The 13,015-nt window shown below is 62.9% G+C and carries 9 protein-coding genes and 1 pseudogene; 5 read left to right on the forward strand and 5 right to left on the reverse strand.

The features are described 5' to 3' along the window. The 3 genes and pseudogenes from VM94_RS29055 to araD all read right to left on the reverse strand — a co-directional run. On the reverse strand, window positions 1–698 hold a 698-nt coding region (locus tag VM94_RS29055), incomplete at its 3' end, for an ABC transporter ATP-binding protein (RefSeq protein WP_046684699.1). A gap of 64 nt (window positions 699–762) precedes the next feature. Beyond that, window positions 763–1,575, reverse strand: coding sequence for an HpcH/HpaI aldolase family protein (locus tag VM94_RS15160; protein ID WP_046684172.1), 813 nt, complete (start codon window positions 1,573–1,575; stop codon window positions 763–765). Between the two features lie 39 nt (window positions 1,576–1,614). After that, window positions 1,615–3,282 (reverse strand): annotated as a pseudogene (gene araD / locus VM94_RS15165) (L-arabinonate dehydratase). Window positions 3,283–3,678: 396 nt separating this feature from the next. On the opposite strand from araD, the gene VM94_RS15170 reads away from it, so the two are divergent. After that, complete coding sequence (locus VM94_RS15170) at window positions 3,679–4,713, forward strand: LacI family DNA-binding transcriptional regulator (protein ID WP_046684173.1); 1,035 nt, start codon at window positions 3,679–3,681, stop codon at window positions 4,711–4,713. Between the two features lie 269 nt (window positions 4,714–4,982). Next, a complete protein-coding gene (gene metE / locus VM94_RS15175; RefSeq protein WP_046684174.1) occupies window positions 4,983–7,271 on the forward strand; it encodes a 5-methyltetrahydropteroyltriglutamate--homocysteine S-methyltransferase in 2,289 nt (762 codons plus the stop codon). Window positions 7,272–7,482: 211 nt separating this feature from the next. Here the strand turns inward: metE and VM94_RS15180 are convergent, their stop codons facing one another. Next, on the reverse strand, window positions 7,483–7,671 hold the full coding sequence (locus VM94_RS15180; RefSeq protein ID WP_046684175.1) for a hypothetical protein: 189 nt from the start codon (window positions 7,669–7,671) through the stop codon (window positions 7,483–7,485). A gap of 133 nt (window positions 7,672–7,804) precedes the next feature. Between VM94_RS15180 and VM94_RS15185 the strand changes: the two genes are divergently transcribed. Beyond that, the gene (locus VM94_RS15185) at window positions 7,805–8,905 is read left to right on the forward strand and encodes a transketolase-like TK C-terminal-containing protein (protein ID WP_046684176.1); all 1,101 of its coding nucleotides are present in this window, start codon (window positions 7,805–7,807) and stop codon (window positions 8,903–8,905) included. Here the strand turns inward: VM94_RS15185 and VM94_RS15190 are convergent. Continuing rightward, window positions 8,890–9,381 (reverse strand): MarR family winged helix-turn-helix transcriptional regulator, encoded by a 492-nt coding sequence (locus VM94_RS15190; protein WP_046684177.1) that lies wholly within the window; start codon window positions 9,379–9,381, stop codon window positions 8,890–8,892. The genes VM94_RS15185 and VM94_RS15190 overlap by 16 nt on opposite strands. 133 nt (window positions 9,382–9,514) lie before the next feature. Between VM94_RS15190 and aceE the strand changes: the two genes are divergently transcribed. Together aceE and gstA are read left to right on the forward strand one after the other, a co-directional pair. After that, window positions 9,515–12,190, forward strand: coding sequence for a pyruvate dehydrogenase (acetyl-transferring), homodimeric type (gene aceE, locus VM94_RS15195; protein WP_046684178.1), 2,676 nt, complete (start codon window positions 9,515–9,517; stop codon window positions 12,188–12,190). 17 nt (window positions 12,191–12,207) lie between these two features. Further along, window positions 12,208–12,828: a glutathione transferase GstA gene (gene gstA, locus VM94_RS15200; protein ID WP_046684179.1), complete on the forward strand. Its 621-nt coding sequence runs from the start codon at window positions 12,208–12,210 to the stop codon at window positions 12,826–12,828. Window positions 12,829–13,015 lie beyond the last annotated feature (187 nt).

Consider the following 13,015-nt stretch of genomic DNA (forward strand, 5'->3'; position numbering starts at 1 on the left):
CCGGCGACGAATTTCGACACGGGTTCGTTGTAGATCTGGTCCGGTGTGCCGACCTGCATGATGTTGCCGCCGGACAGCACGACGATGCGCTCGGCCAGGGTCATCGCTTCGACCTGGTCATGCGTGACGTAGATCGTGGTGGCGCCGATGCGCTGGTGCAGCTTCTTGATTTCCGTGCGCATTTCCGAGCGCAGCAGGGCGTCCAGGTTCGACAGCGGTTCATCGAACAGGAACAGCTTGGCCTGGCGCACGATGGCGCGGCCCATGGCCACGCGCTGGCGCTGGCCGCCGGACAGGGCGCGCGGCTTGCGGTCGAGCAAGTGGTCGATTTTCAGGATGGTGGCGGCGGCGCGCACGCGCTGTTCGATTTCCGCCTTGGGGAACTTGCGCAGCTTCAAGCCAAAGCCCAGGTTGTCGAACACGGACTTGTGCGGATACAGCGCATAGTCCTGGAAGACCATGGCGATGTCGCGCTCGCGCGGCGGCAAGTCGTTGACGACCTGCCCCTCGATGGAGATGGTGCCGCCCGTGATGGACTCGAGCCCCGCAACCATGCGCATCAGGGTGGATTTTCCACAACCCGAAGGGCCCACGAAGACGACGAATTCGCCTTGCTTGATTTCCAGGTCGATGCCATGAATGACTTCGACGCCGTTGTCGTACTTCTTGACGACCTTTTCCAGTTTTACACCTGACATGCTTGTCTCCAAAAGATGCGAATGACGCGTCTGAGCGCGCTACGTGCGTTGCAACAGAAATAGATTAGTAGGCGCCCGTGTCGAGGGCTTTCGCCAGCGACGGTTTCAGGGCCGTGATAAAGGCATTGGCCTGGCGCATCATCATGCCCATGTCCGAAGCGATGGCCACGTAGTCATAGCCGTAACTAATGAAAGTGTGCACCATTTCCGGCGAAGGGCCGACAATGCCGATGGGTTTGCCGATGGCGCGGGCGCGGCGGGCCGCGTCGGCAATCGCCGCCTGCACGTCGGGATGGCCGATATTGCCGATGTGGCCCATGGCGGCCGACAGGTCGCCGGGTCCCACGAACAGGGCGTCGACGCCCTCGACGGCGGCGATCTCTTCCAGCTGCGCCAGGGCGGCCGGCGTTTCCAGCTGGATAATCGAGAAGACGGCGCCGTTGGCGCGGGTGGCGTAGTCGGGCACGGTGCCATAGCGGCTGGCGCGATGCATGGCGGCAAAACCGCGCGTGCCAGCAATGGCCTGGCCCGGCTGCGGATAGCGGGTGGCGGCCACGGCGCTGCGCGCTTCTGCCGCGTTTTCCACGAACGGGAACATCAGTGTCTGCGCGCCGATGTCGAGCGCGCGCTTGATTTGCACGAGGTCGTTCCAGGCCAGGCGCACGACGGCGCAGGCCGGCGTGCCGCCCACTGCCTGCAGGATCTGGTAGGCGTCCTGGTAGTCGATGGGCACGTGTTCCATGTCCAGCACCAACCAGTCGAAGCCGGCGCAGCCCATGGCTTCGGCCGTCACGGGCGTGCCGGCCATCAGCCAGCTGCCCAGCGGTACTGCTTTGTCCGCCAGCAAGGCGCGGAAAGGGTTGTCCAGGATATCCATATTTACTTTGTGCTCTCTATATATGTAGGGAAGGCGGCGTCAGAAGATCGGCGGCTCGGGCGTGGCGGCGTTGCCCAGCAAGAAGTCCAGGTCGCAGCCCTGGTCGGCCTGCGTCACGTGCTCCATGTACAGCTTGGTGTAGCCGCGCGCATATTTTTGCGCCGGCGCCTGCCACTCGGCGCGGCGGCGCGCCAGTTCCTCGTCCGTCACGTCCATGTTCAGGGTGCGCGCGGCGATGTCCAGCTCGATCATGTCGCCATTGCGCACCAAAGCCAGCGGGCCGCCCACGGCCGCTTCCGGCGTCACGTGCAGCACGCAGGTGCCGTAGTGGGTGCCGCTCATGCGCGCGTCGGAGATGCGCACCATGTCGCGTATGCCTTGCTGCAGCAGCTTTTTCGGCACGGGCAGATTGCCTCATTCCGGCATGCCGGGCGCGCCGATGGGGCCGCCATTGCGCAGGATCAGCACGGTGTTTTCATCGATGTCGAGGTCGGGCGCATGGATTTGCGCCAGCATCTCCGCGTTCGAGTCGAACACGAGGGCGCGTCCGCGATGCTTGGCAAATTTCGGATTCGCGGCCGACGGCTTGATGACGGCGCCGCCAGGACACAGGTTGCCGCGCAGTACGGCCAGCGCCGCGCCGTCGGCCACCGGCTGCGACACCTTGCGGATGACGCTGTCGTCCAGGCAGACGGCGTCGGCGATGTTCTCGCCCAGGCTGCGGCCCGTGACCGTCAAGGCCGTCAAGTCCAGCTGCGGCGCGATTTCCTTGAGCAGGGCCGGCATGCCGCCCGCATAGAAGAAATCTTCCATCAGCTTGTCGCCGGACGGGAAGAGGTTGGCGATGACCGGTACTTTTTGCGCCATCGCATCCATTTCATCGAGCGACAGGGCCAGGCCGGCGCGCCCGGCGATGGCGACCAGGTGGATGGCCGCATTGGTCGAGCCGCCGAGCGCCATGTAGGCGGCCACGCCGTTCGACAGCGCGGCGCGGGTGAAGAAGCGCGACGGCTTCAAGTCTTCCCATACCATGCCGACGATGCGCTCGCCGCATTGCGAGGCCATGCGCACGTGGTTGGCGTCCATGGCGGGAATGCTGGTGGCGCCCGGCAAGGTAAAGCCCATCGCTTCGACGATGGATGTCATGGTCGAGGCCGTGCCCATGGTGTTGCAGGTGCCGGGCGAACGCGTCATCTTCGCTTCGAGCTTGATCCACTCGGGCTTGGCGATGTCGCCAGCCACGTAGTCGTCCCAGAATTTCTTGGTGTGCGTGCCCGCGCCCACGCTCTGGCCGCGGTAGCGGTCGTTGAGCATGGGGCCGGCAGGGCAGAAGATGGCGGGAATGTCCATGCTGATGGCGCCCATCAGCATGCCTGGCGTCGTCTTGTCGCAGCCGCCCAGCAGCACGGCGCCGTCGATGGGCAGCGAGCGCAGCAGTTCTTCCGTTTCCATGGCGAGGAAGTTGCGGTAGATCATGGTGGTGGGCTTGACCATCACTTCGCCCAAGGACAGGGCAGGCAGTTCGACGGGGAAGCCGCCGGCCAGCAGGATGCCGCGCTTGACGGCTTCGGCCCGTTCGCGCAGATGCGAGTGGCACGGCGACAGGTCGCTCCAGGTATTGATGATGGCGATGACGGGGCGGTCGAGGAATTCCTCGCGGCGCAAGCCCATCTGCTGCAGGCGCTGGCGGTGGGCGAACGAGCGCATGTCGTCTGGGGCCAGCCAGCGCTGGCTGCGCAGGGATTCCAGCGTGCGGCGGGAGGTAGCGGAGCTCAATGTGTGTCCTTTTTGGTTGCCTGGCGCGCTGCGTATGGCGTTCCAGTGCTGCTGTCTCGGGTCTTGCTTGTCGTCTTTGTTAGCGCTAACATTGCAAGTACAGCGAAATATAATTTGAATCGCGGGGGGCTGTCAACAGATTTAATGCAGGGTGCAGGCGCGCAGCCCTTACACTATCGGCATGATTTCATTGACGCTAATTTCCAGGGCGGAATTTCTGCGGCCCGGCCGAAGAGCCGTAAAGCACCGGCGATACGCTGGCGTCCCCCGTGCGCCCGGCCATGGCATCATGCGTGGTGATCACCGATTTTTGAGAAGGCAGTACCCATGAACGACCCAGTACGCAAGCGGCGTGGCCTCGGCCGCAGCACCGTGTTCGATGTGGCCAAATTGGCACAGACCTCGGCCATTTCCGTGTCGCGCTATTTCAAGGAGCCGGACCGCGTGTCGCAGGAAACGCGCGACCGTATCAAGAGCGCCATCGACCAGCTCGGCTATATCCGCAACGAGGCGGCAGGCGGCCTGGCCTCGACCCAGGGCCGCATCGTGGGCGCCATCGTGCCCAGCGTGTCGAACTCCATCTTTGCGGAAACCATCCAGGGCTTGTCAACCACCTTGTCGCAGCACAATTACCAGTTGCTGCTGGCCACCCACGATTATTCGATCGAGACGGAAGAAAAGGTCGTGCGCGCCTTTCTCGGCTGGTCGCCGCGCGCGCTCGTGCTGACGGGCGCCGACCACAGCGCCGCCACGGAAACCTTGCTGGCGGGCTTGCAGATTCCCGTCATCGAAACGTGGGATATCCGCCCCGAGCGGCCGTATCCGCAGATCGGTTTTTCCCACATCGCCACGGGGCGCGACATGACCTTGTATCTGCACGGGCGAGGCTACCGGCGCATCGTCTACGTCGACAGCGGCATCGGCAGCGATTTCCGCGCGCGCAAGCGGGCCCAGGGGTATGAGGAAACCATGCGGCAGCTGGGCTTGCGTCCGGAAATCGTGCAAGCGTCGGTGACGGCGCCGCTCGATGCGGGCGGGCAAGTGTTCAGCGAGCAAATGGCGCGCGCCGAGCCTCCCGACGCCCTGTTTTTTGCCAACGACAACATGGCTGCCGGCGCTATCTATGAAGCGGCGCGCCTGGGCATCCGCATTCCCGAGCAATGCGCGGTGGCGGGCTTCGGCGACTTCCCGTTCTCGGAAAAACTCATGCCGGCGCTGACGACGATACGCGTACCGCGCTATGACATCGGCCGCCTGGCCGCGCAAGCAATCCTGCAGCGCCTGGGCGAAGTGGACGAGGGCGCCGCGCCACCGGCCTTGGCGCCGCTGGCCTACGAACTGATCGCGCGGGCCAGCGCTTGAGATACCGTACTTGCCGCAGATATTGATGAATCATATTTCTATCATCACAACATGCAATTGGCTTGATATGCTGCGATGCGGCATCATGCATCTGTCTCCTCTACTTCCTCACAGGAATTAGATTCAGCCCGCTCCCGTAGCGGGCTTTTTTTTGCCAGTGCCCGCCTGCCTTCCTATGAATATTATTAATGGATATATGAAGTTTTACCATTATTTTTCATGGATGAAAGCCTTTATGATGATTCCATACTTCATCAGGAGGCACGACCATGACCGTCACGACACACAATTTGGGCTACCCGCGCATCGGCGCCAAACGCGAACTGAAATTTGCCCTGGAAGACTACTGGAAGGGCAACATCACCTTGGCCGCGCTGGAAAGCCAGGGCGCCGAATTGCGCCAGCGCCATTGGCAAGACCAGAATGTGCTGGACTTGGCGCCCGTGGGCGACTTTTCCTTCTATGACCAGGTGCTGGACCTGAGTTTTACCCTGGGTAACTTGCCGCAACGCGTGCGCGGCCTGGAAGGCGCGGCGCTTGATAACTATTTTCGCGTGGCCCGTGGCCGCTCGGCCAGCGACAGCGATTGCAGCTGCGTCCATGCCGGCGAAATGACGAAATGGTTCGACACCAATTATCACTACATCGTGCCGGAATTTTCGGCCGGAACGCAATTCAAGCTCGACAGCAGCCGTTTGCTGCAGCAACTGGCGCAAGCGCGCCAATTGAACGTCAAGGCCAAGCCCGTGCTGATCGGTCCTGTCACCTATTTATGGCTGGGCAAGGCCAAGGATGATTCTGACAAGCTGGCGCTGCTGCAAGGCTTGCTGCCCGTCTACGTGCAGTTGCTGCAGGAACTGGCCGCCCAAGGCGTGGAGTGGGTGCAGATCGATGAACCTATCCTCGTCACGGAACTGGACAGCGCCTGGCAGCAGGCGCTCGTCACGGCCTACGATGCCTTGAGCAAGGCCAACAACGTCAAATTGCTGCTGGCCACGTATTTCGGCAAGCTGCAAGAGAACCTGGCACTGGCGTGCAAGCTGCCCGTGCAAGGCTTGCACCTCGATGCCGTCAATGCCCGCGAGGAAGTGGAACAGGTGATTGCCCGGTTGCCCGCCACGAGCGTGCTGTCGCTGGGTGTCGTAAATGGCCGCAATATCTGGAAGACGGATTTGAATGCCGTGCTGGCGTGGCTGGAACCCGTGCACGCCAGCCTGCAATCGCGCCTGTGGATCGCCCCGTCATGCTCCTTGCTGCACGTTCCTGTCGACCTGGACAGTGAACAAAAACTCGAGCAGGACATTCAATCGTGGCTGGCCTTTGCCCGTCAAAAGCTCGATGAAGTGCACACGATTGCCGGCGCACTAAACCAGGGCCGCGCCTCCGTCCAGGCGGCGCTGGACGCCAATCATGCTGCCGTGCAAGCGCGCCGCCAGTCGCCGCGCGTGCACAATCCGGCAGTGAAAGCGGCCGTGGCCCGCATCGACGCCAGCCTGGGCCAGCGCGCCGGCAGCTATGCCGAACGTGCCGCCAAGCAAGCTGCGCTGTTGCAACTGCCCGCGTACCCGACGACAACCATCGGCTCCTTCCCGCAGACGGCGGAAATCCGCCAGGCCCGCAGCCAGTTCCGCAGCGGCCAGCTCGATGAAGCCAGCTATAAAAAATTGATGCAGGCGGAAATCGCCCATTGCGTCCAGGAACAGGAAGCGCTGGGCCTGGACGTCTTCGTGCACGGCGAGGCGGAACGCAATGACATGGTGGAATATTTCGGCGAACAGCTCGACGGCTATACCTTCAGCCAGTTCGGCTGGGTGCAATCGTACGGTTCGCGCTGCGTGAAACCGCCCATTTTGTTCGGCGACATCAGCCGCCCGCGCGCCATGACGGTCGAGTGGAGCACCTACGCCCAGTCGCTGACGGACAAACCGATGAAAGGCATGCTGACGGGCCCCGTCACGATCCTGAACTGGTCTTTCGTGCGCGATGACCAGCCCCGTTCCGTGTCGTGCTACCAGCTGGCGCTGGCCATCCGCGCAGAGGTGCGGGACCTGGAACGGGCCGGCATCCGCGTAATCCAGATCGACGAGGCGGCGCTGCGCGAAGGCTTGCCGCTGCGCAAATCGCAATGGACCGAGTACCTGCGCTGGGCCGTGGAATCGTTCCGCATCACGGCCAATGGCGTGGCCGATGAAACGCAGATCCACACGCACATGTGCTATTCGGAATTCAACGACATCATCGCGCAGATCGCCGGCATGGATGCGGACGTCATCACGATTGAAACGTCGCGCTCCGACATGGAATTGCTGGACGCCTTCGATGATTTCAACTACCCGAACGACATCGGCCCTGGCGTCTACGACATCCACTCGCCCAACATTCCTGGCCAGGAACAGATGGTCAAGCTGATGCGCAAGGCGGCCGAGCGCATTCCCGCGCAGCGCCTGTGGGTCAATCCCGATTGCGGCCTGAAGACGCGCGGCTGGAAAGAAGTCATTCCTGCGCTGGCCAACATGGTGGCGGCAGCGAAAACCTTGCGCGGCGACACCGTGGCGTAAGGATGGCAGGGGCAGGGGAGGCCGCTATGGCTGAAACGTGGCTGAGAGTGGCTGAGATATAGAACAATCGTATTTCTGTCATCACTACATGCAATTGGATAATGATGCTGCGATGCGGCATCATGCACCTGTCTCCTCTACTTCCTCACAGGAATTAGATTCAGCCCGCTTCCGTAGCGGGCTTTTTTTTGCCCGCGTCGTACGTGGTCCGCTACAGCACGTTCGCCGCCACGGCCGAACTGTAGTTGCGCGCCAGCGCCGCGATGATGGCGGCCATCGCCTGCGGGTTGTCAGTGCCGCCGAAATGCGCGGCATACAGGCGCTTGGCCGCCTCGACTTGCGCATTCGTCAGTTTTACGGCATAGGCCATGCGCACGGTTTCAGGATTGTTCAGCGTCATTTTTCACCTCGAAGACAGGATTTCACTTGGCTCGCGCACTTGTACGCGCAAAGGATTGCAACTACAATAATTGCATTTGCAATCGTATAGGCAATATCTGCCTTGCGCAAGCATTGTTGCGACAGGAGCCTGCATGCATTCTTCCCCTTTACTTCCTCCACCGCCATTGGACGTGGCGCGCGACACCGTCCAAGCTTGCTTGGCCGCGCTGGCGGCACCGCCGGCGTTGCCGTTGCGGCAGGTTTCGCCACGCCGGGCGCTGGGCGCCATGGCGGGCAGCTTGCAGACGGGCCCCGGTGCGGTGAACGCCATCCGCATCGTGCGCGCGGAAGTGATGCAGCGGCCTGACGATGCCTGGAATGTCACGGCGTCCGCCAGTGCCTGGCCGCTGCGCTATGGCGCCGACAAACCGCTGTTGTATCTGTGCCGTCCAGCATCGGTTCAGGCATTGTGTGGCGTGTTGGTCGATGCTTGCGAGCGTGGCATCGTCTGCAGCGATGCGGAAACGCAAGCCTCGCACTGGCCGAAAGGCGTGCAGCCCGCGCTGCCCGCCTGGCTGGCCGCGCAGCACAATTGCACGCCGTTCGACCCGGCCACGGGCGAGGAAGTGCGCGCCATCCTGCGCTCGGCACTGGAAACGCTGTATGTGGAACAGCAGCCAGGCTTTTACTACCTGGCCATACATGACGAAGGTGCGGACGAAGGTGGGGATGCGGATGCGGTGGCGGCGCCCTTGTCGGCCGCCGATGCGGCAGCGGCCAGCCTGGGCATGTACCGCGTGTCGCCGCTGAGCCCTGAGCCATGCCGGGTGCGCCTGTGCGGAGCGGGAACGATGCTGGCCGTCGTTGCCGATGCGGCCCGCTTGCTCAAGGACGACTGGGATATCGCGACGCAAGTGTGGAGTTGCCCCAGCTATACGCGCCTGGCGCGCGATGCACAGGCGGCGGAGCAGTGGAACCTGCGTCATCCGCGCGCCGTCCCAAGGTTGGCCCATGTGCGGCGCTGCCTCGATGACAGCGCCGCGCCCGTCATCGCCGTCACAGGCTATGGGCAGCACATCGCGGGGCAGATCGGCGGTTACGTGCGCGGGCGTTTCATCGCCGTTGGCGCTGACGCCATGATGGAGGTCAGCGCGCCATGGCTGGCCGTCACGGCCTTGAAAGCCCTGGCCGACGATGGCGCGCTGCCCCTGCAGTTCGTCGATTACGCGCTGCGGCGCTACGCCTTGCTCTGAACCTTGCCCTGGCCTGCGTTGCGTGCCGCCTCGGCGGCGCGCGCGAGGGCGGCGCTGAAGTCCTGCTGCTCGCCGCTGTCAAAGTGCGCGAGGAACAGGTCGGCCACCGTGGCCTGGTAGACGGTCCACATCTTCTTGCGCAAGACCTTGCCATCTTCCGTGATGGAAACGAAGGCGGCGCGCCCGTCTTCCATCGAGCGCGTGCGCGTCACCAGCCGGTCCGTTTCCAGCTTGTCCACCAGGCGCGTCAGGTTGTAGCGCTCGATGGCCAGAGCGTCGGCCAGTTCATGCATGCGGCGCGAACCGTCCTGTCCGCTTTCGAGTCCCCACAGCACGTCATACCACGCATATACGGGCAGGCCGGCCGCGGCGAGGCGGCGCTCGATTTCGCGGATCATCAAACGGTGCGTGCGCACGAACGAGAACCACAGGTCGGGCGCGGAGCCCGGGCCAGTTTCAGGCGCAGTTTCAGACATTGGTATTCCTCCAGATCGGTCACAGTTGCAAATGCAATTATAGCGCTATACAATGGCCATAGTAACAATTGCAAATGCAATGATTGCATCAGCAATTATTCGCGTATCGAATTTCCCAACCCAGGAGACTGCCATGACCACATCCCTCGCTGTGCCCGATATTGACCCGCAGGAAACCAAAGAATGGCTGGAGGCGATGCAGGCCGTCGTCGCGGTGGAAGGGCGTCCGCGCGTCCATTACTTGCTTGACCAGCTCGTCGATTCCGATTCCGCGCAGCACGGCGGCATGCATGGCCGCGTCACCACGGCCTATACCAACAGCATCGCCACCGAACGCCAGGGCGCGTATCCGGGCGACCTGGCCATCGAGCGCCGCCTGAACGCGTACATCCGCTGGAATGCGATGGTGATGGTCTTGCGCGCGGCCAGGCATTCGAACGTGGGCGGCCACATCGCCACCTACCAGTCGGCGGCCGTGTTGTACGACGTGGGTTTCGACCACTTCTTCCGTGGCCGCACGGACCAGTTCGCCGGCGACCTGGTTTACATCCAGGGCCATTCCGCGCCCGGCATCTATGGCCGCGCCTATCTGGAAGGCCGCATCACGGAAGCGCAGCTGGACAATTACCGCCGCGAAGCGGGGCGCGAGGGCTTGTCGTCGTATCCGCATCCCCGGCTGATGCCCGACTTCTGGCAATTTCCCACCGTCTCCATGGGACTGGGCCCGCTGACGGCCGCCTACCAGGCCCGTTTCATGCGCTACCTCGAGTACCGTGGCTTGAAGGAACACCAGGGCCGCAAGGTGTGGGCCTTCCTCGGCGATGGCGAGATGGACCAGCCCGAATCCCTGGCCGCCATTTCGCTGGGCGGACGCGAGCGCCTCGATAACCTGATCTTTGTCGTCAACTGCAACCTGCAGCGCCTCGACGGTCCCGTGCGCGGCAACAGCAAGGTCATCCAGGAACTGGAAGGCACGTTCCGCGCGGCCGGCTGGCATGTCATCAAGGTCATCTGGGGCAGCGGCTGGGATGCCTTGCTGGCGCGCGATACGAGCGGCTTGTTGCGCCAGCGCATGATGGAATGCGTGGACGGCGATTACCAGACCTTCAAGTCGCAGAATGGCGCTTATGTGCGCGAGCATTTCTTTGGCAAGTATCCGGAACTGCTGGCGCTGGTGGCGCACATGTCGGACGACGACATCTGGAAGCTGACGCGCGGCGGCCACGACCCGGAGAAAGTGCACGCCGCGTATGCCGAGGCCATGCGCACGCCGGGCCGTCCCACCGTGATCCTGGCCAAGACCGTCAAGGGTTTCGGCATGGGCGAGGCGGGAGAAGGGCAGAATATCAACCATCAGCTGAAAAAGATGAGCGCCGACGCCGTGCGCGCGTTCCGCGACCGCTTTGCGCTGCCCGTCAGCGATGCCCAGCTGGAAGAGATGCCCTACCTGAAACCGGCGCCGGACAGCGAGGAAGGGCGCTACTTTGCCGCGCGCCGGGCGCAGCTGGGCGGCTACATTCCCGCCCGCATCGGCAAGGTGGCGCCCTTGCCCATACCGCCGCTGTCCGCGTTCGCCACCCAGCTCAACGATAGCGGCGAGCGGGGCGCGTCCACCACCATGGCCTTTGTGCGCATCCTAGGTACTCTGCTGAAAGATCCCGCCTTGAGCAAGATCATTGTGCCCATCGTGCCGGACGAATCGCGCACGTTCGGCATGGAAGGCCTGTTCCGCCAGATCGGCATCCATTCCTACCTGGGCCAGCTGTACACGCCGCAGGATGCGGGCCAGCTCAGTTATTACAAGGAAGCCAAGGATGGGCAGATATTGCAGGAGGGGATCAATGAATCGGGCGCCATTTCTTCCTGGATCGCCGCCGGCACGTCGTACAGCAACCATGGCCTGGCCACCATCCCGTTCTACATCTTCTATTCGATGTTCGGCTTGCAGCGCGTGGGCGACCTGGCGTGGGCGGCGGCCGATGCCCGCACGCGCGGCTTTTTGCTGGGCGCCACGTCGGGCCGCACGACACTGATGGGGGAGGGACTCCAGCACGACGATGGCCACAGCCACGTGCTGTCGTCCGTGATTCCCAACTGCATCTCGTACGACCCCACCTATGCCTACGAGCTGGCCGTCATCATCCACGATGGCATGCGCCGCATGTTTGCCGAGCAAGAGGATATTTTCTATTACATCACCTTACTCAACGAAAACTATCCGCACCCGGCCATGCCGGCAGGGGCCGAGGCGGGCATCTTGCAGGGCCTGTATCTGCTGCAGGAAAGTCCGGAAGCACTCATGGCAACCACGCCGCGCGTGCAGCTGATGGGCAGCGGGTCCATCCTGCGCGAGGTGCTGGCCGCCAGCGTGCTGCTGCAGCAGGATTTCGGCGTGGCGGCCGACGTGTGGAGCGCCACCAGCCTGACGGAAGTGCGGCGCGACGGCCTGGCCGTGCAGCGCTGGAACATGCTGCACCCGGACAGTGCGCCGCGCGTGCCCTACATCGAGCAATGCCTGGCTGGCCGGCAAGGCCCGGTGGTGATCGCCACCGATTACATGAAGATCGTGGCCGACCAGGTGCGCCCCTTCGTGCACGACCGGCGCTTCGTCACCCTGGGTACGGATGGCTTCGGCCGCTCCGATACGCGCGAATCCTTGCGCACCTTCTTTGAAGTGGACCGCCATTTCATCGTACTGGCAGCGCTGACGGCGCTGGCGGATGGAGGCGAGCTGCCACGCAGCAAGATTGGTGTAGCCATCGCCAAATACGGCATCGACGTGGAAAAACTGGATCCCGCGTCCGTGTAACTTTTCGAGGAGTGATCATGAAACTGTATTACGCAACGGAAACGTGTTCTTTGTCGCCGCACATCGTGGCCATCGAGGCGGGCATCGCGCTGGAACTGGAAAGAGTTGATATTCGCAAGATTCCGCGCATCACGGAAACGGGCGCCGATTATGCGCGCATCAATCCGAATCTGTACGTGCCGGCACTGGCGCTGGACGACGGTACCATCTTGCTGGAAGGCACGGCCATCGTGCAATACCTGGCCGATCTGGCGCCGGCCAGTGGTCTGGCGCCGCCGCCCGGCTCCCTGGCGCGCGTGCAACTGCAGTCGTGGCTGGGTTTTATTGCCACCGAGCTGCACAAGGTGTTCAGCCCCTGGCTGTTCCACCCGGAATACGGCAGGCAGGCGCAGGACGTGGCCCGCTCGCGCCTGGCCGCACGCCTCGATTATGTGGAGCGGCAACTGGCGGCCGGCGGGCCGTATCTGCTGGGCGAGCGTTATTCCATCGCGGATGCCTATCTGTACACCATCCTCGGCTGGTCGGCGCACACCAAGGTGGACTTGTCGGCCTTCCCGCAAGTGCGGCGCTTGATCGAGCGCGTCGGCGAGCGTCCCGCCGTGCAGCAGGCGTTGCGCGAGGAGGAGGCTAGATATTGATAAAACATATTTCTATCATCACAACATAGAATTGGATGAATATGCTGCGATGCGGCATCATGCATCTGTCTCCTCTACTTCCTCAAAGGAATTAGATTCAGCCCGCTCCCGCAGCGGGCTTTTTTTTTGCCCGTGACCCATCCTGGAATAAGTTGACACTTTTTCGATGCAGAGAAGGAGTGTCCGA

Source organism: Janthinobacterium sp. KBS0711 (assembly GCF_000988085.1).
In the GTDB taxonomy this organism is placed as follows: Bacteria; Pseudomonadota; Gammaproteobacteria; order Burkholderiales; family Burkholderiaceae_D; genus Janthinobacterium; species Janthinobacterium lividum_E.